Origin of the sequence: Streptomyces sp. 8K308 (genome assembly GCF_004348315.1) — a bacterium.
In the GTDB taxonomy this organism is placed as follows: Bacteria; Actinomycetota; Actinomycetes; order Streptomycetales; family Streptomycetaceae; genus Streptomyces.
This window is the reverse complement of sequence record NZ_SMKC01000096.1, coordinates 1-21,037: the sequence shown is the minus strand read 5'-3', so window position 1 is coordinate 21,037 and position 21,037 is coordinate 1. Positions and strand designations below refer to the sequence as shown.

Here is a 21,037-nt window from a genome sequence, read left to right as displayed (position 1 = left end):
AAATCTACACCTATTAAGTCGGCGGCAGCGTCAGATGGGTATAAGAGACAGGGCCTGGTAGGCGGTGGTGAGGTCGGTCCACAGGGTGTTGGTCGACCAGCCGTCGATGGCGAGGTGGTGGAAGACGAGGGAGAGGACGTGGTGGTTCTCGTCGTCGCCGATCCGGAAGAGACAGGCCCGCAGGGGGATGTCCTGCTCGATGTCGAATTCCCGTTGGGCGAACCGCTCCAGCTCTCGGGACAGCTCTGCCTCGGTGGTGGTGGTTGTGGTGAGGGGGTTGGTGATGGCTGTTGGTGGGAGGGTGTGGAGTCGGGGTTGGCCGTCGTGGTCGGGGATGAGGGTGCGGAGGGTGTCGTGGCGGGTGATGAGGTCGTGGAGGCCTTGGTTGAGGGCGGTGGTGTCGAGGGGGCCGGTGATGCGGATGGCGAGGGTGACGTTGTAGGTGGCTCGGTGTTCTTCGAGTTGGTGGAGGAACCAGATTCCCTGCTGGACGGGGGCGAGGACGGGTGGGTGGCCGTCGGCGGCGCCGGGATGTAGCAGTGGCCAGTCGGTGGTGCGGTCAGCGGGTTCCGTGTCAGGGTTGAGGAGGCGGGCGAGTGCGGCGGGGGTGGGGTTGGCGAAGACCTGACGGGCGGCCAGGTCCCGGCCGAACTCCTTACGGACCAGCGCACTCAGTCGGATCAGCAGCAGTGAGGTGCCGCCAGCGGCGAAGAAGTTCTGCTCGGGCGCGACGGTGTCGATCTCCAGAACGCGAGCGAAGAGTTCGCACAGCCGCCGCTCGTCGTCCGAGACGGGTGGGCGCGTGGTCTCCGGGGCGCCGGCGTTCCCCCGGGGCGCCGGGAGCGCCCGGTGGGAGTACTCGAGGTCGCCCTGGAGGGTCCAGCGTGCCCGGTCGCCGGTGCGGTACATCCGTTGACCCGGTGGGGAGAAGGGGCAGGCGACGAAGCGCTCCGCGGTGAGCGCCGGTTGTCCGAGGTAGCCGCGGGCGAGCGCGTCGCCGGCGAGGTAGATCTCCCCGGCGACGCCTGGCGGGCAGGGGCGCAGCCGCTCGTCGAGCACGTAGACGCGGGCGCCTGCGAACACCTCGTCCGTGCCGATACGGTCGACGTCGATCCGGGAGCCGGACAGCAGCGGCACCCACAGGTCGTGGGTGGAGGCGTCGTAGCCGAGCGGCGTGCGCCGGCGCGCGGTCGCACCCGGGGACCGCTCCTTGACGAGGCCGGCGATGGCGCGATGGGTGACCGCCACGCCTCCGGTTCCGCCGGAGGGTCCGGACGGGGAGAGCACGCAGGCCACCTGATCAGGGTGGATGGCGGGCCAGCGGAACGCGGGGGTGAAGGCCAGGGCCTCGGCCGGTGGTTGAGCCGCCACCACAAGCCTGGTCAGGGGCAGCGCCTGGGCGAGACGGTCGGTGGCGGCGTCGCAGAGCAGCAGCCCGGGTTGGCCGACCCTGACCATCTCCAGCTGCCGTTGTGTGGGGTCGGTGGTGCGGAGGGGGAGGTAGGCGGCGCCGGCTTTGAGGGTGCCGAGGAGGGTGGCGACGGTGGCTGGTGCGCGTTCCATGAGGATGGCGACGCGGTCCTCGGCGGTCACGCCGTGGTCGAGGAGGGTGTCGGCGATCTGGTCGCTCCAGGCGTCCAGTTCGGCGTAGGTCCAGCTGTTCCGGCCGTCGGAGAGGGCCGTCGCCCTGGGGGCGCGGGCCACCTGTGCGCGGAAGAGCACCGGGATCGAGGTGTCCGGTGCGGGCGTCTCGGGGCCCTGCCAGGCGGTGAGGACCTGGCGGCGTTCCTCGTCGCCGAGCAGGTCGATGTCGGTGATCGGCCGTCGTGGGTCGGCGACCACCGCAGACAGCAGCCGACGCAGCCGGGCCGCCATCGCCTCGACGGTGCCCGCATCGAACAGGTCAACCTTGTAGGCGAGTTCGACGTCGATCCCGCCGACCTCACCGTCCGGCCCCCGGTGCTCGACGAAGGAGACCATCAGATCGAAGTGAACGGCGCCGGTACTTGTCGGGACCTGTTCGACTGCCAGCCCGGGCAGGCTGCCGACGTTCGCGGTGCCACCCGTGAGGCCGACCGTCACCTGGGCGAGCGGGTGCCGGCCAGGCACCCGCTCGGGGTTGACGGCCTCCACCAACCGTTCGAAGGGGACGTCCTGGTGGGCGTAGGCGCCGAGCGCCGCCTCCCCTACCCGGCCAAGGAGTTCGGCGAAGGACGGCTCCCCCGAGGTGTCGGCCCTCAGCACCAGGGTGTTGACGAAGAAGCCCACCAACTCCTGGAGTTCCGCTTCCGTGCGGCCGGTGGTCGGGAAGGCGAGCACGATGTCGGTGCCCGCGCCGAGTCGGGTCAGCAGCGCCGCGACCGCCGCCTGGAGCGCCATGAAGAGGGTCGCGTCGTGGTCGCGCGCCAACGCGGCCAGCCGCCGATGCGACTCCGCGTCCAGCCGGACGGTGTGCGAGGCCCCTTCGTTGCCGGTGTGCTCCGTGCGTGGCCGGTCGACGGGCAGCGGCAGCTCCTCGGGGACGCCGGCCAGCCGCTGTGTCCAGTACGCGAGCTGCCGGGCCTGAAGGCTGGTCGGGTCGTTCTCGTCGCCGAGCCACTCGCGCTGCCAGAGCGCGTAGTCGGCGTACTGCAGGGGCAACGGGGCCAGGTTCGGGGGCCGCCCGGCGCTTCGGGCGGTGAAGGCCGTCCACAGGTCGTGGTGCAGCGTCCAGCCGGAGTGCCAGTCGGTGGCGATGTGGTGCAGCAACAGGTGGAGGACGTGCTCTCTGGGGCCGAGGACGATCAGGGTGGCGCGCAGTGGTGGCTCGACGGTCAGGTCGAAGGGCCGCTTTGCCGCCGCGAGTTCGCGCGACAGCCTCTCGTCGCCGGGGGCCGGGGAACGGCGGATCGTGAGCCGGGGGCGGCCCTCGTCCGGGGTGAGGATCCGCTGCCGAGGAACGCCGTCGCGATCGGGATAGACGGTGCGCAGCACCTCGTGTCGTTCCACCAGGTCGCCCAGGGCCGCCTCAAGCGCGGCGCGATCGAGCCGACCGGTCAACCGAACGGCGAAGACCTGGTGGTAGCTGAGGTCGTTCTCGAAGCGGTGGAGGAACCACAGCCGTTGCTGGGCATAGGAGAGCGGCAGCTCACGCGGGCGCCGCCGGGGTCCGAGCTCGGGTCCCGTGGCGCCGCCTGGCCGCGTCGGCCGGCCGCCGAGGCGGTGCCGCAGTAGCCGCTGTTGTGCGGGCGACAGGCTGGTCAGGCTGCTGAACAGATCAGCGCTCACGGTCGTGCTCCTCCCGTCTTCAGCTCGGTGTCCGTGGCGGCCGGGCCGAGCAGGAGGGCGGCGACCTCGTCACCGTGTGCCGTGCGGAGCTCCGTACCCAACTCGACGGCCATCCGACGGAGTGAGGCCGCGCGGAGCAGCGTGTCGAGCGACACCTGAACGCCCAGCTCCCGCCGCAGCCGGAACACCAGCCTCGTGGCGAGCAGTGAGTTTCCGCCGAGGCCGAAGAAGGTGTCGGAGCGACCGACATCGGTCACGCCCAGCACCTCCTTCCAGAGCGCGGCCAGCAGTTCCTCGAGCGGGGTGCCGGGCGGCTGGTGGCTCTCCAGGGCCAGGGCGCCGGTGCGCTGCGGGTGCGGCAGTGTCTTGCGGTCGACCTTGCCGTTCGCGTTGAGCGGCAGCCGGTCGATCGGCACCAGCACGCTGGGCACCAGGTAGGAGGGAAGCCGCTCGGCGAGCCAGCGCCGCAGCTCGTGTCCGGTCTCCTGGCGCCCGCCGCCGTCCGCCTCCGCGGTGACGTAGTAGCCGACGAGCCGGCGGGACTGCTCGCCGTCCACCACCGAGGCCACCGCCTGCCGAACCGCCGGATGCGCCGCCATCGCGGCCTCCACCTCGCCGAGTTCGATGCGGTAGCCGTCCACCTTGACCTGGTCGTCGTCCCGGCCCAGGAACTCCAGCTGGCCGTCCGGCAGCCAGCGACCGAGGTCGCCGGTGCGGTACATCCGCGCCCCCGGAGTGCCGCGGAACGGGTCGGGAACGAACCGAGCGGCGGTGGTGCCGGGCATCCGCGCGTAACCGCGGACCACGCAGTCGCCGCCGATGTACAGGTCTCCGGTGACGCCCACGGGCACCGGGACCAGTGACTGGTCGAGCACGTACATCGTGGTGTTGGGAATGGCACGACCGATGGGCACCAGACCGCCGGATGCCGCCGACGGGCTCAGGGGGTCGGGGTGGTAGGTGGTGTTGCCGACGGACGCCTCGGTCGGGCCGTACTCGTTGAGGAGCGCCGAAGTCCTGTCGACCTCAGACCAGTTGGCCAGGACGTGGGAGGGGAAGGCGTCGGCGCCGACCACCAGGGTCGCGGCCAGGCCGCTGAGCCGCTCGGGCGGCAACACCTCGCGCAGGAGCTCCAGATGGCCGGGCGTCATCTTGATGAAGCTGAACGGCGCCCACTCGGCCAGCCGTTCGGCCAGATCCACCGGATCCAGGTCGTCGTGCAGCACACACAGCCGCTCGCCCCGGATCAGCGGCGTGTAGATGTTGGGCACCACCATGTCGAAGGCGATCGAGGAGAACAACGGCGCGCCGCCCGTCCCCCTGGAGGCGTACTCCTCCTCACACCACCCCAGGTAGTTGGCGACGCCCGAGTGCTGCACCAGCACGCCCTTGGGCCGGCCGGTGGAGCCGGAGGTGTAGATGACGTACATCAGGTTGCCCGGGGTGCTCGTGCTCGCCGGGTCACGGGTCGGCAGCCCGGCCAACTCCGCCGTCAGCGCGTCGGTGTTCACCGTCTCCCACGGGCCGTCAGGGACCCCGTCGCGGGTGGCGTTCCGGGTCAGTACCAGGGACACCTCGGCGTCCTGGAGCACGTAGGCCAGCCGGTCCGACGGGTGGGCCGGGTCCAGCGGCAGGTAGGCCGCGCCGGACTTGAGCACGCCGAGCAGCAGCACCATCAGCCGGGCATCGCGGTGACTGCGCACGGCCACCACGGTCTCCGGGCCCGCGCCGCGCTCGCGCAGCCAGTGCGCCAGCTGGTTGGCCTGGTGGTTGAGCTCGGCGTAGCTGAGCTCGGTGGTGCCGTCCGTGACGGCCGTCGCGGCTGGGGTGCGCCGCACCTGCTCCTCGAAGAGCTCGTGCACGCAGCGATCGGTGCGGTACTCCCGGTCCGGGCCGTTCCACTCGGTGAGTACGCGCTCCGACTCGGCGCCACGGAGTGGCGAGAACGCCTCATGGCGTGCCTCGGCGTCGGTCATCGCGTCCAGTACGGCCACGTAGAGCCCCTGGATGTTCCTGGCCTGGGCGTCGGAGACCTTGGCGGTGTAGTAGTCCATCCGCAGCAGCGTCCGCGCCGAGACCGGGTCGCGGAGCAGTCCCGTGGAGAGCGCGTAGTTGGTGGGCTCGGCCCGGTAGTCGGCGCGTGATGCCACCCCGCCGCTGAGGAAGGAGACCCCGTTGCTCAGTGCGTGACTGAGGACGTGGAAGTGCAAGTAGACGAAGGTGCTGTCGAAGAGTTCCTGGCCACCCGCGTCCCACTGGATGTTGGCGAGCGGGTAGCGGCGGTACGGAAGGATCTCCTGCTCCGCCGCGTAAACCCGTCGAACGAGATCGGCCCAGCTGCCGCCGGCCAGATCGACGCGGAGTGGCGGCATGTTGAGATACATGCCGAGCACCTGAGTGCTGTCGACGTCCTCCGGGCGGCCGTTGGAGGTCAGCCCGCTGATGACGTCGCTCTGCCCGGTGGCCAAGCCGATGACCTTGAGATGTGCGGCCAGCAGCACCGACTTGACGGGCACACCGAGCTGTGCGGCGAGCCGGTGTACCCCGCTGATGATGCGGTCGGGGAGGAGCAGTTCCAGGGCTCGGTGGGTGGCCTGCGTGGTGGAGGTGAACCGCCAGTTCCGCATGTCGTCGGTGAACTCGCCGTCCTTGGCGGTGTCATGACGCTCGGCGGGGGCGGGCTCGGTGACCGGCCAGCGGGGCAGAAGGACCGGGCGGGCGCCTACCAGATACCTGGTCCAGAACTTCTGGGCCTCGGGCGAGGCGGTGTCCGCACGCTCGGCCGCGACGAACGCACTGTAGGCGGAGCGCGGTGGTGCGGTGTGGGGGGCATCCGGATCGTGGAGCAGTTGCAGGTAGCGCTCGAACAACTCGGCGTGGAAGCTCATCATGCTCCACCCGTCGAAGATCGCGTGGTGTTCGGTGAGCGTCCACTGGAAGGTGTCGTCGCCGCGGCGCTGGAGGACGCCGCGCAGCAGCGGGCCCCTGGACAGGTCGAGCGGAGTGTGCCGCTCCCGGTGGAACATCTCCTGGATGGCGGATTCCCGCTCGTCATCCGACAGCCCCGACAGGTCCTCGACCACCAGCGGCATCGAGGCGCTCTCGTGGACCAGTTGTAGGGGTTCGGAGTAGTTGGCGAAGTCGAAGGACGTGCGCAGCATCGGGTGCCGGTCGATAACGTCCTGGACGGCCCGGGCGAACCGTTCGGCGTCGTAGGGCGCCTTCAGGTGCCAGCTGTTGACGTTGTGGAACGGCAGGTTCTCGGGGTCCCGCTCCATGTGGTAGACCATTCCTGCCTGGAGCGTGGAGACCGGGTAGGCGTCGATCACGTCGTCCGGCAGCGACTGCCGGTCCGCCGCACCGATCAGGGCGAACGGCTCCCGCGCCGGGGAGGTGGACGCGGGGTCTACCCGCTGTGCGCGGGCGGCGATCTCGCCGGCCACCGGGGTGCGGAAGAGATCCTGCAGGGTGATCCGCCAGCCACGTTCCTTCGCCAGGCCGATGACCTGGAGGCTGCGGATGGAGTCGCCCCCGAGGTCGAAGAAGTTGTCGAGCACGCCGACCCGGTCCAGGCCGAGCACCTCCGCCAGGACCTCGCAGATCGCCGTCTCGGCCGGACCGTTGGGGGCGACGTACCCCTGTGACAGTTCGGGTCGGGTGCCGTCGGGTGCGGGCAGGGCGGCACGGTCGATCTTGCCGTTGGCGGTGATCGGGAAGGCGTCAAGCACCAGGAAGGTCCGCGGAACCATGTACTCGGGCAACCGGCCCGCGAGATAGGCGCGGAGTTCGTCGCTGGTCACGCGTTGGCCGGCCGTCACATAGCCGATCAGCCGCCCGCTGGGCGCGCCGTCGTCCCACCTGGCCAGGACCGCGGCATTGCGGACGGCCGGGTGCTCGGTCAGCACCGCCTCGATCTCGCCGGTCTCGATGCGGAAGCCGCGGACCTTGACCTGGTCGTCGGCGCGCCCCAGGTACTCGATGGAGCCGTCCTGGCGGTAGCGGGCCAGGTCGCCGCTGCGGTACATCCGTTCGCCCGGCTCGCCGAAGGGGCAGGCCACGAAGCGGGTGGCCGTCAGTCCTGGCCGGCGCAGGTAGCCCGTCGCCACGCCGCCGCCCGCGACGTGTATCTCGCCCACCACGCCCCGTGGGGCGATGTTGCCCCAGCGGTCGAGCACATAGAGGGCCAGGTCGGGGAGCGGCACCCCGATCGGGCTGGCACCGCCGGCGGTGTCGGCCTCGGTGAGCGGGTGGTATGTGGAGTGCACGGTGGTCTCGGTGATGCCGTACATGTTGACCAGCCGCGGTGTGGCGTCGCCGTGCCGGGCGAACCAGCGGCCCACGCTGGCCAGGTCGAGCGCCTCGCCGGCGAAGATCACCAGCCGCAGGCCGAGTTCGACGGAGGACTCGGCCTCGGCGGCCTCCAGGGCGCGGAAGGCCGAAGGCGTCTGGTTGAGCACCGTGACCCGCTCGCGGGCCAGGAGCTCCAGTAGGTCGTGCGGCGAACGACTCACGAGGTGGTCGACGATGACCAGCCGGCCGCCGTGCAGCAGCGCGCCCCACATCTCCCAGACCGAGACGTCGAAGGCGTAGGAGTGGAACAGCGGCCAGACGTCGGATGAGCCGAAGGAGTACCACTCCTCGACGGCCGAGAACAGCCGGCTGACGTTGCGGTGGGTGACCGCGACGCCCTTGGGCCTGCCGGTGGAGCCCGAGGTGTAGATGACGTAGGCGAGGCCGTCCGGTGAGCCGGCGGCGTCCGGCGCCGCGGCCGCGCCCGGCCCGCCCCCGGCGGGTTGGTCGGGGGCGTCGAGGTCGATGACGAGCCAGTCCTCGCCGGGCAGCCGGTCGAGCACGGCGCTTCGGGAGATCACCACGGAGAGCTCGGCGTCGGCGCGGAGGAAGTCCAGCCGTTCTGCCGGGTACTCCGGGTCGAGCGGCACGTAGGCCGCCCCGGCCTTGAGCACTCCCAGGACGCTGACCACAAGGTCGGCGCATCGGGGGAGCGCCAGGCCCACCAGCTCGCCCGGTCGCACCCCGGCGTTCCGCAGCCGTCCGGCCAGGTCCGTGGCGCGCGCGTCGAGATCGGCATAGGTCAGCTGCCGTTCGCCGTCGGACACCGCGATGGCGTCGGGCGTCCGTTCGGCCCACCGGGCCACGCGCTGGTGCAGACAAGAGTCGTCGTCCCGACCGGGCCGGCGGCGGAGGACGGGCGCGCGGGTGGCGGGGTCGACCAGGGCCACCCGCCCGATCCGGGTGTCCGGGGCGTCGAGGAAGGCGTCGAGCAACACCAGGTAGGAGGCCGCCATCGACTCGACCTCGGCGCGGGTGTAGAGGTCGGTGTTGTACTCGAGTTCGATCCTGGTGGTGGCGCCGATAATGACGTTCCAGGTCATGTCGAACTTCGCGGTGGCCCGATCGACGGGTTCGGGGGTGAGTACGGCCTCACCCAACCGGTGGCCCGCGGCAGGTTCCTCCTGGACGCCGAACACCACCTGGAACACGGGATGGTGGCTGAGCACCCGCTGCCCACGCCGCACCGCGTCGGAGATCCGCTCGAACGGCACTTCGGCGTGCTCCTGGGCGTCGGCCACGGTGTCCCTGACCCGATCGAGGAGCTCTCGGAACCGGGGGTCACCGGTCAGATCGGTGCGCAGCGGCAGGGTGTTGATCAACGGGCCGACCGTCTCGTCGAGGTTCAGCCCCGAGTCCGCGCCGTGCCGAATCGCCATGGGGGTGCCGAGGACGATGTCCTCCTGCGAGGTGTACCGGGCGACGAAGGCGGCGAAGGCGGCGTACAGCAGGATGAAAGGGGTGACCCGCAGCGCGGCTGACCGCTCGCCCAGCAGGGCGCTCAACCGTTCCGGCATCTCGAGCAGCGACGTCTCGCCGGCGAAGGTCTGTTCCGTGGGGCGTGGGCCGGTGTGGGGCAACTGGGTGACCTCGGGGGCGCCGTCGAGTCGGCGCAGCCAGTGGTCGAGTCCGTCCACCCCGGTACCCGACTCCCATCGTTCCCGCTCCCAGGCGGCGAACTCGGGGTAGCCGGGGGCGGTGGGCAGCGCGCCGTCCCGCCCGCTGATCAGTGCCTCGTAGGAGCGCGCGAGGTCGCGCAGGATGACCCCCGTCGACAGCCCGTCGCAGACGATGTGGTGCACGGTCAGCACCAGCAGATGGCTGTCCTCGGCCAGTCGTAGGAGCAGCGCACGCAGCGGCCGGCCCTGGTCCAGTTCGAACGGCCGCCGCACTTCCTCCTCGGCAAGGGCCCGGGCCTCGGCCGCTCTGTCCTCGTGGGCCGCCCCGGACAGGTCACGATGCCGGAACGGCACCACGGAGTCGGGGTGCACGACCTGAACGGTGTGGCCGTTGCGGGAGGCGAACCCGGTACGCAGGGCCGGGTGCCGGCGCACCACCTGTTCCATCGCCCGCTCCAGGAGCCGGGCGTCCAGCGAGCCGGTGACGGCGAAGGCACTGCCGACGTTATAGGTGGGCGTACCGGGTTTCCACTGCTCGAAGAACCATATGCTTCGCTGTGCGAAGGAGAGCGGCGTCGCGCCGTTCACGGGGCCGCCCGGCGCCACGGGCTGCGACGCGGCCTCCTCCAACAGGAACGCGCGGAGTTCCTCGTCGTGAAATGTGCCTTCGTTTTCCTGGCGTTCAGACATGGTCCCGCCTTTCGATCAGCGCTTGACGCTCATTCGCCGACAAATCCCAGGCACTGAGCGCGAGGGATGCGCGACGGTACAGCGCGTCCAGGTCGGTGGCGTGGTGGCGAATGACATCGATCAGGGAGTCGAACCCGGCGGCGCGGAAGAGCTGCGCGGCTGGCAACGCGACCCGCAGCGTCTTCCGCAGACGTGAGCTGAGCCGTACCGCGTCCAGAGAACGCCCACCCAGCCCGAAGAAGTCGCTGGAGGGGTGGATCTGTTCGGCGGGGACGGAGAGTACCTCCACCCAGAGCCGACGCAGCAGGTCGCGCAACGGGTCAGGACAGGCGGCGGCCAGCACCTCCCGATAGCCGCTCACCACCCGCTCCGCGGTGGCCCGGTCGTAGCGGTCGGTGGCATATGTGGCCTGGACTTCGAGGGCGGATCCGTGGTCCGTGACGCTGAAGATGAGGTCAAGCTTGGCCGCGGGCGGGCTGAGCAGGCGGTAGTTCCACTCCAGACCTGCCGGCGGCGGCACCCGCGGGGGCTGACTGAGCTCGAAGAGCATGCGGTACACCGGTTCCCGGTCGAGGCCACGTCCCGCCCACAGGGTGTGGAAAGGGATGTCCTTCCAGGCCAAGGCCGCTGAAATCCGTTCTTGGCTCTGCCGCGCCTGCTCCGCGAAAGGGGTGCCTTCCGAGGCGTGGGTCCGCACCGGCAACGTATTGAAGAACGGCCCGATCAGCCCTTCGCACTCCGCGTCGTCCCGGGTGGTTACCGCGGTGCCGAGCACCAGGTCGTGCTGGCCGGTCAGCCGCCGCAGCAGCACCTGAAAGGCGGTGAAGAGGACCGCGAAGGGAGTGACACCGAGGCGCTGGGCCAGTGCACGGACCGCCCCGGTCTGCGCTTCGTCGAGAATGGCCCTGACGCTGTCCCCAACGTGGTCGGGTAGCGAGGTGCGTTCCCTGGCCCCGGGGAGTGCGGCGGGGCCGGGCGCCTCCTCAAGCTCCTGGCGCCAGTATGCCCGCGCCGCGGCGGTGCGCTCAGTGCCAGCCGCGCGGCGCTGCCAGGCGGCCACGTCTCGGAACTGCAGTGGCAGCGGCGTGAGTTCGCACCCCTCGTAGGCCATGGCCAGTTCCCGGAGCAGATACTCAAGCGAACTGCCGTCCACGGTGAGGTGGTGAAAGGTCAGCAACAGAATGTGATGGTCGGGGGCGAGGCACAGCAGATCGGCACGGAGCAGCGGCGGCTGCGAGAGGTCGAAGGTCTCTGTGATCAGGCGGGCCATCAGCGCCTCGGCGGCCAAGCCGATCTCGGGCCCCGCCGCTCCCCCACGGCCGAGCTCGTGGACGGCCCAGGGCGGTGCCGCATGAGGGACGACAACCGCCTCGGGAGAGCCGTCGTCTCCGGCGACGAAACCGGTGCGGAGCACCGCGTGCCGCTCGACCACGGCCTCCAGGGCGTGGCGGAGCCGGTCCGGCTCCAGAGCGCCGGTGAGCTCGATGGCCCATGGCACGTGGTATGCCGCCGTATCCGGCTGCCACTGCTCGAAGAGCCATATCGCCTCCTGGGACGGGGCGACAGGCGGCGGGGTTTCTTCTGAGTGGGGCATCGGGGCATCAGCGACCACCGGGGCGAAGCCCTGGCCCAGCCGATGTGCCTCGATGGCCGCACCGATCGCTTGGGCCGCCTCCCGTGGGGTGGGCGCGAAGCTGATCAGCCCCTTGGGCAAGTCCACCCCGTACCGTTCGCTCAGTTGGTTGGCGGCACGGATCGCCGCGAGGGAGTGACCTCCAAGGGCGAAGAAGTTGTCGTCTCGGCCGATCTCCTCCGGGGCGATCAGCTCGATGACCTGGCACCACACCTCGGCGATGGCCTGTTCCAGGGCCCCTTCCGGCGGAACCTTGGCCGCCGGGGCGGCCTGCGCGGCGGCCGGCGCGTGGGCCAGGGCCAGCGGGCGGATGCCGAGCTCGGCCACGGTGGTGGGTCCTGATGTGCCCAGCACCCGGCGCACGTCGGTCAACAGACCTTCGATGAGCGCGGGTGAGTAGCGGTCAGTCTCGTATTCAGCGGTGAGTGAGTCAACGCCGGACCGTAAGGTGAGCCAGGGGCCCAGGGTGATCTCGCGGTCGGCGCGGCGCCCGGCCTGCTGGGCGAGTTCGCCGACCGTGGTATCAGGAGTGACTCGGAAGTGGCGGTCGCCGACAACGAATGTCGCGTGGCCGGTGTAGCCGGCAAGCACCGCCACGAGTCCAGCCGTCAGCGGCAGCGCCGACGCCTCGGGACAGGGTATTTCGCGGATGGCTCGGAAGAACTGCGGCACCACCGGTTCCGGGAGGTCTCCAGGCAGGCTGAGGGTCGAGAAGGAGAAATCAGTGGGCATCGCGCGCCACCAGATAGTCTCCCATGACCAAGTAGTCAAGCTCGGAACGCAGGAAGGTCCTCAGCGCGGTGTCGGGGTCTCTTATCACGGGCTGGCCACGGAGGTTGAAGGAAGTGTTGAGCAACACCGGAACGCCACTGAGCTCACCGAAGACGCGAATAAGCTCCCACAGACGCTCGTTGTCCTCTCGGCGTACCACCTGGACCCGGGCAGTTCCGTCCACATGTGTCACGGCCGGGAGTTTCTCGCGGAATTCATCCTTTACCTGGGCAACAAACAGCATGTGGGCGTACTGCTCTTCGGTGCCCGCCACCACGTCGAACAGACGGTGAACATCTTCGTGTCGCACCACAGGGGCGAAGGGCCGGAAATCCTCGCGCTGCTTCACCACCGCGTTGAGATGATCCCGCATTCCAGGGTCACGTGGGTCGGCCAGAATGCTTCGATTGCCCAGTGCACGTGGCCCGAACTCCATTGCCCCCTGGAACCAGGCCACCACACGCCCCTCTGATATGTGGCGTGCGGTCTCGTTGACGACCTCGACTGGGGAGGCTCCGCGCGCCGTGCAACCGGGCGTGCTCTCCACGGCCTTGAAAATCTGTTCGTTGCTGAACGCCGGCCCCCAGTACGGCATGCCCATACGGCTCCGGTGCGCGAGACCGTTCTGCGCACGCGCGTAGAGCGCCGCGCCCAGCGCGGTCCCGTCGTCCCCGGAGGCGGGCTGGACGAACATCCGCTCGACCAGCCCACTGCGGGCGAGCAGACCATTGGCGGCGCAGTTCAACGCCACCCCACCGGCCAGGCAGAGCTTCCGCAGCCCCGTCTCCTCTGTAAAGTGCCGCACCACGTGAAGCAGGGTTCGTTCCAACACGGCCTGCGCCGCGGCCGCGACATCCATGTGCCGCTGCTCCACCGGCGCGCCGGGCGACCGGGGAGCGCCGAAGAGCTCGGTCAGCACCCGTAGCGCCCCGGCCTGGGTCTCGTTCTCCAGCCAGCCGCGGTTCTCGCCCAGCAGGGGAACGGTGTAGCGCCCCCGCTCCCCCAGCCGAACCAGCCGTTCCAGCTCTCGCGCGTAGCGGGTCCGGTCACCGTACGGCGCGAGCCCCATGACCTTGTACTCGTCCATCGCGAAGTCGAAGCCGAGGTACAGCGTGACGACGCCGTACAGCGTCCCCAGCGAGTGCAGCGCCGGCACCTGCCGCAGCACCGACAGGTCGTCGCCTGCGGCTCGGAATACGGTCATGCTCTCCGTTTCGCCCATGCCGTCGGCGACCAGTACGAGCGCCTCCTCGAAGCCACTGAGGTAGTAGGAACTCGCCGCGTGGGCATGGTGGTGCGGAACCGGCACAAAAATCTCGCCCCAGTCCAGGCCGGGCCAATGGGCGTCCAGAAGCGCTATTCTGACGTCCGCCGAATACACTTCACGGAATCGCCGCCTGGTATGGTCACTGACCTCATGAACTTCCGTCGGCCGATAGTCGAAGCCGAAGGCGACCCGATCCACCTCAGACATCGTGATGCCGCCGCGTTCCAGACAGAAGGAGATGGCCTCCAGGGGAAACGCCCCGGTTGCCTTCTCGCCGGTGAAACGTTCTTCCGCCGCAGCGGCCACCACGCCCCGGTCGTCGACCAGTGCCGCCGCCGCGTCCAGTCCCTGCACTATCCGATAGTGCCGGGAGTCGAGATCGGGCATCTCACGTCGCTTGAACGCGACACTGTCATGCATTCCACTGAACCCGAGCACCCGCACGATGGAACCTCCAAGACGAGACGCCTTGCGAACGACCCTATGCGGGAAAAGGCCTGACAGCGGCAGTGCCACCGGCAGAAGAGGCGGCAGACTTCACCGCGGCTTCCTCACGAATTCTGCCGGCACGGTGCGCGCGAACCGTCTCCAAGACGCGGAATCGAGTGCCGAGAACACCGGTGCTGGACGTCACCAGGCCGAGCGCCAGCAGACTGTGTGCCGCCCGAGCGCCGGCACTCAACGGTATGCCCACCGCCTCGGCCACCTCGCTCACCGACCACCACCTGTTGTCCGGTGACATGTGGTCAAGCAGTGCGGCCTCGTCATGCCCCAGCCGCAGCAGTGCGCCCTCCAGATCTATGCCGCCCTCGGCCAGCACGTCGCCGACCAGGGAGGGCAGCCGCCGCAGCATGACCTCCGGTTCGTGCACAAGGAAATAGGGCGCCGCGACCTGGATGGCCCGAGGAATACCATCCAGCCCTCGGCAGACTGCCGCGAGAGCCGCACTGCTGGTCCGGTCCGGCCTGAAGTCCGGCCGATACCTTCGGATGTGCCGCAACAACAGCCGCACCGAGGAGATTTCGGTCCAGCCGCCACTCCCACTCGACCTCCCGGAGCTGCCAGATGTGCCCGGCCCCGGAGGAGCGCCGTCCTCGGGAACATCCAGCGGGCGTATCGCCACGACCAGCTCGCCCGGAACCTCGGCCGGCCGCCGGGCGGTGTACAGGACACGCAGCCTGGGGCAGCTGCCGACCAGTTCGACAAGTCGCCCGACCGCTGGCCACACCAGGTCGTGTCCATCGAGCACGATCAAGGTAGGCCAACGGCCTATCAGCCGCCTCAGTTCCTCCATGTCCGGCTCACCGATCCCGCACAGGGCGTCAAGCCCGCGGCGGACGCGGTCCTGAACCGTCCCGGCTGAGTCTCTCGGCACAAGACCGGGTGGCTGGGTCTCCGCCGTGCCCCGCCACAGCACCACCGTGCCGCGGCCCGCTTTCGACTCCCGGGCAGCGTCATTGGCCACCTCCTGGGCCAGTCGGGTCTTGCCCACCCCGGCCAGACCGGTGAGGCCGATCAACCGTTCCTCGCGGCTTGAGAGCAGCTCCCGCAGCAACGTGGTCTCCCGACTCCTGCCGATGAGCCCGTCGAGCGGGCTGGGCGGCGGGGAGAGTCCCGGTGCCACCTCGGGCTCCTGCTCCGTCCAGGGCCCCGCGTGGCCCATCAAGCTGTCGAAGCGGACGCGTTCTGCCGCAGGCAGCCGCAGTCCCTCAGCGAGCAGCCGCACCGTGTGCCGCTGCGGCTTGCTTACCCGCCCGGACTCCAGATCCCGGATCGCCCGGATACTCACCATGGACAGTTCAGCCAACTGACGCTGAGTCATACCTCGCGTTTCGCGTAGTGCCCTGAGTCTTCTGCCGAAGTTGTTCATGACGAGCTCCGCATGCACTCTCCTGGGAATGGCGCCCCTGGGGACCGGTGACAGGGCAAAACCAGGGCGAGCCGAAGCGGCAGCTATGAACAATTCGGATCCGCGGCACCTCGCACTTCCGCCACCCACACCCGCCCGTTCATCGCTTCAGTCTCCCGAGGCACGGCATCCGGGCCGCACGGATCCGGCCTCGGCGACTACCTGCGCCCCAGCGTCCCTGGGAGTCGGTGTGATGCACGGCGGATGCAGAACGGATGCAGGTCGGCTGGAGAGTGATGCTCACGAACGAGCCGTACACAAGGTCCCGTTTCGAACGAAGGACCCGTGACCCAGGAGGGAAACCCATCATGCGACTGAGGAGAATTGCCACACTCTGCGCCGGCTTGGCGCTGACGGCGGCGGCTCTGGTCACCGTCACCGCGCCGGCCGTGGCGTCCAACGGCTCGGCGACGGAGGTGATCGCCGGCTGTGGGCCGCTCATGCTCTGCCCAGACTGACGTGGAGCTCAACCGGGTCCGCAGGGGCGGCAGACGGTAGGAACGTGTCCTGCGCCGACATATGTCCCTGAGTGGTGGACACTGCTGGGATGCGAGGTAGCAGCCACATCGCGCACGTCGCGGCGGTCCGGTTGGAGTTCAAGCTTCTCGGCCCAATGGAACTGTGGGCTGACGGCCGTCGACACGCTGTGCCCGGGCCCAGGCAGCAGCGGCTCCTCGCCGTGCTGCTGCTGAGCCCCGGTCGTGTCCTGACGCCGGACGCGTTGGTCGACGCCCTGTGGGACGGCGGTCCGCCGCCCACGGGGCGTCGCCAGGTGCACAACGCCGTTGCTGCGCTGCGGCGTTCCGTCGCTCCTCTCCGCGACCTGGTTGTCCGCAGGGGAACCGGCTACCTGGCCATGGTCGCCGAGGAGCAGATCGATTGTCATCGCTTCACCCATGCCGTCGAGTCAGCGAGGCGGCAGCGCGAACGAGGGCTCCGCCGGGACGCCATCCGGACGCTGACGTCGGCCCTCGGTCTCTGGCGCGGTCCCGCGTTCGCCGGCCTGTCTGGCCAAGTGTTCGACGCGGCGGCCGCCCGGCTCCATGAAGAGCGTTTGGCGGCCGTCGAAGGACTGGCGGATCTGCGGTTGGCGGAGGGCGAAGGGGCGGGTCTGGTCGCCGAACTGAAGGGACTGTGCGCCGAGCATCCGCTGCACGAGGGCTTCGCGCGACAGCTGATGATCGCCTTGTGCCGGGCCGAGCGGCAACAGGAGGCACTGGCGGCGTACGACCGCATCCGGCGGGCACTCGCCGACGAGCTGGGGCTCGATCCTGGGCCCGCGCTGCGCACGGCGCATCAGCAGGTACTGAGGGGCGCCCCGGAGACGGTGTTGACGGTGCCACTCGCCAACCGCCCCGAGCCCCCGCAGCCGACTGCGGACGGTTGGCCAGCACCGGCCGAGGCGGCGCCGACCCCCCAGCCGCACGCCGCACCGTACCTCCTGCCACACGACCTCGCCGACTTCACCGGACGCCTCGATGAGATCAGCCAGGTGGTCGCCATGGTTGACGGCGCCCCTGCCACCGCGGTCTCCGTGGTCACCCTGGACGGCATGGCCGGCGTCGGGAAGACCACCCTGGCCGTGCGGGTCGCCCACCTGATAGGCGACCGCTACCCGGACGGAAGGTTCTTCGTCGACCTGCGCGGGCATACCCCCGGTCAGCGAGCACTGACCCCGGCGGCCACCCTCGAGCTGTTCCTGCTCCACCTCGGCACCCCCCCGGAGCTCATCCCCCAGGACTACGAGGCGCGGGTCGGCGCCTGGCGCTCCGCGCTGGCCGGCCGGCGGGTGTTGCTGGTCCTTGACAACGCCGCGAGCGAGGCTCAAATCCGCCCGCTCCTTCCTGGAGCCCCCGGCTCGGTGGTCCTGATCACCAGCCGGCGACGACTCGCCGCGCTGGAGGGAGCGCAGTCCCTCTCGCTGGATCCACTGCCCCACAACGACGCGGTCGACCTCTTCACCAGGGTGGTCGGCCCCGGCCGCGCCGCGCGCGAACCGGCGTTGGTCGGTGAGGTTGTCAGGTTGTGCGGCCTGTTGCCGTTGACCATCCGCATCGCCGCCTCCCGGTTGCGACACCGGCCCGCCTGGCGCGTGGCCGACCTGGCGTACCGACTGCGCGACGAACGACGGCGCATACACGAGCTGTCGCTGGGCGACCGCAGCGCACTGGCAGCATTCCACGTCTCCTACCAGCAGCTGCCCGACGACCAGCGGGGACTCTTCCGGCTGCTGAGCCTCATCCCGGGACCGGACTTCGGCCACCACGATGCGGCGGCGCTGCTCGACCTACCCCTGGCGCGCAGCGAGGACCTGCTGGAAGCGCTCCTCGACGCCCATCTGCTGACGCAACGTTCGGCAGGTCGCTACCACCTGCACGATCTGGTGCTGCACTACGCCAGGTCGCTCTTGGAGCGGCACGAGTCAGCCAGCGACCAACGGAGGGCCTTTCAACGGCTCACCGAACACTACCTGCGATTGGGGCATGCCATCGAGCATCTGGTGGACCCCGGCAGGCATCTGGTCGCACTCGACTCCGCAGCTCCGAGCACCCTACCCACGCTGCGCACCGTGGCCGACGCAAGGTCCACCGTGGCCATCGGGCATCGCACCTTCCTCCCCGTCATCGGCCAAGCCCGGGAGCGAGGACTGTTACGCGAAGCCTGGCAGCTGTCTCTCGTCCTCAGCTCCTGCCTGCTGAGGCAGGGCTACGTGGACGAGGCACTCACGGGCTACGAGTTGGGGCTGGAAGCGGCCCGGAGCGCGGACGACGCGGAGGCGCAGGCCGTGGTGCTGCGAAGCCTGGGCTTCGCCCACATCTCCATCGGCCGCCTCGCCGATGCTCTGACAACGTTGCGAGACGGACTGGCGATCGAACGGCGTCGTGGCAATGCGCCCGGCGTCGGCCGCTTTCTGAACAACATCGGCGTCGCACACATTCGGATGGGACAGTACGCCGACGCGATCGCCGCGCTGAGCGAGGTCACCGACCTGCTAGGCGACGACAGATCGGAGCGGGACCGGGCGATCACCCTGGGAAACCTCGGCGTGGCACACACCCAGCTGGGCCGGTACGAGGAGGCCCACGAGCATTTCAACCAGATGCTGGGCCTCAGTGAGCGCTCCGACAACCGCAGCACTGCGGCGCTGGCGCTGATCAACCTTGGCTGGGTACACACCAAGATCGGTGAACTGGACACGGCCATGGACTACCTCAACCGCGGGCTCACCCTGAACAGAGAGATCGGCAGCATGGAGGGGGAGGGTCGTGGACGTTACATGCTCGCGGACTGCCTGCTCGCACGAGGGAATCCGGCGGAGGCAATGCGCCACTCCCGTGACGCCCTGTCGCTGGCGCGGAAGATCAACAATCAGGACATCGAGAGCCATGCCCAGAATGTGCTCGGCCGGGCCCATCTCGCCCTGGGCGAGCTGGAGGAGGCGGCTCGGTGCTTCGAGTCAGTCCTCCACATCAGCGAGCGCAGTGGGCAGACCTTCAAGGCGGCGACCGCACACAGCGGACTGGCCAGGATCGCAACCCTCCGAGGCGCCCAGGAGGAAGCAATCAACCACTGGGAGCGCGGGCTAGCCGCAGCATTGGCCAGCAAGTTGCCGGAGGCCGACGATATCCGCCTCCAGTTGAGCAGGGCGCGAAATGACTAACGCAGAGCCAGCCCAGCGCGAGCCTCGCCTACGCGTGTCAGCGAGGTGAGTCGGTTGGATGGTGATGGCTTCTTCGGGGCGCAGGCGGTCGGCGAGGGGCCGGGCAGGCTCCTCGCCGAAGAGGCAGGGGCGGTTCGGTCGGTTCCCATCGGTCTCTCGGGTCGGGGCGGACGTGTCCGTGCGGGGCGAGCCTTGCACGGAGCACTGACAATCGGGCTCGTCGCTCGCGGGGAAGCTCGCTGCGCTCAGCGAGCGCCGGGGTGGTCGCGGCGCGGCAGCCCCTCGATGACCAGGTCGTAGGAGTGCTCGACGGCGTCCGTGATCAGCCGCTTGGTGATGCCGGGGCCCGGCCCGAGTGAGATCCAGTGCCGTTTGTCGAGGTAGCGGCCCGGCGTGATGGTGCGGTAGCCGCGTTCTTGCGCGCGGGCGTGTTCGGGTTCGCACTTGACCGTGATGACCTGTTCGTCCGGGTCGTCGGTGACGATCAGGAACACCTTGCCCACGACCTTGTACACGTCGAGTCCGGGGGTGAAGGGGCGGCCGTGGCTGACGCCGGGGAGGGCGAGGGCCGCATGGCGGGCGGTGGCCTGGAGCCGGTCGCCGGCCGCGCTCACCGGGCCGCCCCCGTGCTGAGGCCAAAGGTGTGCGGGTCGACGGGTTGCTCGGCCTTGGGCAGGCCGGCGACGACGAGCAGGTAGGAGTCGGTGACGAGCTCCCTCACGAGCCTGGAGTCGACGCCTTCCCCGCGCCCCAGCGTGATCCAGTGCTTCTTGTTCATGTGGTAGCCGGGGGTGATGTGGATGTTCTGCTGCCGCAGGGCGTGCGCCTCGCTGGGGTCCGCCTTGAGGATCACGACGGGCCGCCCCGGCACCTCGGTCATCAGCATGAACACCTTGCCACGCACCTTGAGGACCTCCCAGCCGGGGCCGAAGGGATGCTCCAGCTGGGCCCCGGGAAGTTCCTCCCCGCAGGCGGTCGCGGTCTTGTGCAGGGTCGATCCGTTCATGGGGGCTGCCTTCCTCGGTGGGCGACGGTCCGCGGCATCGAAGACTGTGACATCGACGAACGTGCCGCGCGGCCGTGCTGGCACGTCCCATCCTGTCCCGGAAGCCGACAAAACGGGCGGTAGGCTGCGGACACGTGATAGTCGACAAGCGACACTCCGAGCAGGGCGGGCAGTCCGGACCGGCAGGACCGGCCGCCGCTGCGGTTCCGCTGTACGCTTCCAGCCCCCGGTCGGTACTCCGTTCGGGCTTGAGGTGAGCATCGTCGAGGGCTTCTTCGCCCAGCACGACGACTGGCCGTGGAACCCGCCCCGGCCGGGCCGTGCCACCTTCCACTACCTCATCGCGGTCACCGAGGGTGAGCTGCTCCACGACGTCGACCACGTCACACGGACCGTCTCCCCCGGACAGTGGCTGTGGGTACGTCCCGGGCACGCGCAGTGCTGGCATCCGCCGGGCGCAGCCCGCGGCCCGTTCATCCTGTTCGGCCGGACGTGCTGACCCCTGACATCGCCCGCCTGTTGGCCCCGCTCACCGCGCACGAAGCCCCCGCCGTACTGAGCCCGCATCCTGACGACGCGGGCTGGCTGCGGCAGACGGCGCTCCAACTCCTGGACGAGCACCGCGCGTTGGGGCGCCGTCGGCTCGAGGTCCACACTCCTCGCCGGCGTCAGGGACCAGGGCCGCCGCGGCGAGCATCTGGAGGCGTTCTTCGGCTGCTTGTACTACGCGGCCACGCTATCCGTCGGACATGACGGACGCGGAGTGGGCGACCATCCGACCGTTGCTGCCGGTGCCGGCCTGGCTCCAGGGGCGGGGCGGGCAGCCGGAAAGCTATTGTCACCGTCAGATGCTGGACGCGATCC

At 69.7% G+C, this 21,037-nt stretch carries 10 protein-coding genes and 1 pseudogene; 4 read left to right on the top strand and 7 right to left on the bottom strand.

Going from position 1 to position 21,037, the window contains the following annotated elements; all coding sequences use genetic code 11:
* Positions 1 to 30: 30 nt before the first annotated feature.
* The 5 genes from E1265_RS15985 to E1265_RS15965 form a co-directional block, all read right to left on the bottom strand.
* Complete coding sequence (locus E1265_RS15985; RefSeq protein WP_132930976.1) at positions 31 to 3,267, bottom strand: condensation domain-containing protein; 3,237 nt, start codon at positions 3,265 to 3,267, stop codon at positions 31 to 33.
* Positions 3,264 to 9,926: a non-ribosomal peptide synthetase gene (locus E1265_RS15980; RefSeq protein ID WP_132930975.1), complete on the bottom strand. Its 6,663-nt coding sequence runs from the start codon at positions 9,924 to 9,926 to the stop codon at positions 3,264 to 3,266. The genes E1265_RS15985 and E1265_RS15980 overlap by 4 nt, the downstream gene beginning before the upstream one ends.
* Positions 9,919 to 11,886, bottom strand: a complete 1,968-nt coding sequence (locus E1265_RS15975; protein ID WP_165953763.1) for a condensation domain-containing protein — start codon at positions 11,884 to 11,886, stop codon at positions 9,919 to 9,921. The genes E1265_RS15980 and E1265_RS15975 overlap by 8 nt, the downstream gene beginning before the upstream one ends.
* 394 nt (positions 11,887 to 12,280) lie before the next feature.
* Complete coding sequence (locus E1265_RS15970; RefSeq protein ID WP_132930973.1) at positions 12,281 to 14,041, bottom strand: carbamoyltransferase C-terminal domain-containing protein; 1,761 nt, start codon at positions 14,039 to 14,041, stop codon at positions 12,281 to 12,283.
* A 37-nt stretch (positions 14,042 to 14,078) separates the two neighbouring features.
* Entirely contained in the window at positions 14,079 to 15,467 is a 1,389-nt protein-coding gene (locus tag E1265_RS15965; RefSeq protein WP_132930972.1) for a helix-turn-helix domain-containing protein, read from the bottom strand.
* A gap of 347 nt (positions 15,468 to 15,814) precedes the next feature.
* On the opposite strand from E1265_RS15965, the gene E1265_RS37035 reads away from it, so the two are divergent.
* Both E1265_RS37035 and E1265_RS15960 read left to right on the top strand, forming a co-directional pair.
* A complete protein-coding gene (locus tag E1265_RS37035; RefSeq protein WP_165953762.1) occupies positions 15,815 to 15,964 on the top strand; it encodes a hypothetical protein in 150 nt (49 codons plus the stop codon).
* A gap of 89 nt (positions 15,965 to 16,053) precedes the next feature.
* Positions 16,054 to 19,167 (top strand): BTAD domain-containing putative transcriptional regulator, encoded by a 3,114-nt coding sequence (locus E1265_RS15960; protein ID WP_132930971.1) that lies wholly within the window; start codon positions 16,054 to 16,056, stop codon positions 19,165 to 19,167.
* A 245-nt stretch (positions 19,168 to 19,412) separates the two neighbouring features.
* On the opposite strand, the gene E1265_RS15955 is transcribed toward E1265_RS15960, so the two are convergent.
* Both E1265_RS15955 and E1265_RS15950 read right to left on the bottom strand, forming a co-directional pair.
* Positions 19,413 to 19,781 carry an MmcQ/YjbR family DNA-binding protein gene (locus E1265_RS15955; RefSeq protein WP_132930970.1) on the bottom strand — a complete coding sequence of 123 codons (369 nt, stop codon included), beginning with the start codon at positions 19,779 to 19,781 and terminating at the stop codon, positions 19,413 to 19,415.
* Positions 19,778 to 20,173, bottom strand: coding sequence for an MmcQ/YjbR family DNA-binding protein (locus E1265_RS15950; protein ID WP_132930969.1), 396 nt, complete (start codon positions 20,171 to 20,173; stop codon positions 19,778 to 19,780). Before E1265_RS15950 ends, E1265_RS15955 begins: the two co-directional genes overlap by 4 nt.
* 253 nt (positions 20,174 to 20,426) lie before the next feature.
* On the opposite strand from E1265_RS15950, the gene E1265_RS39090 reads away from it, so the two are divergent.
* Both E1265_RS39090 and E1265_RS39085 read left to right on the top strand, forming a co-directional pair.
* Positions 20,427 to 20,672 carry a hypothetical protein gene (locus E1265_RS39090; RefSeq protein WP_243740829.1) on the top strand — a complete coding sequence of 82 codons (246 nt, stop codon included), beginning with the start codon at positions 20,427 to 20,429 and terminating at the stop codon, positions 20,670 to 20,672.
* 250 nt (positions 20,673 to 20,922) lie between these two features.
* Positions 20,923 to 21,037 (top strand): annotated as a pseudogene (locus E1265_RS39085) (IS5/IS1182 family transposase); the annotation flags it as partial.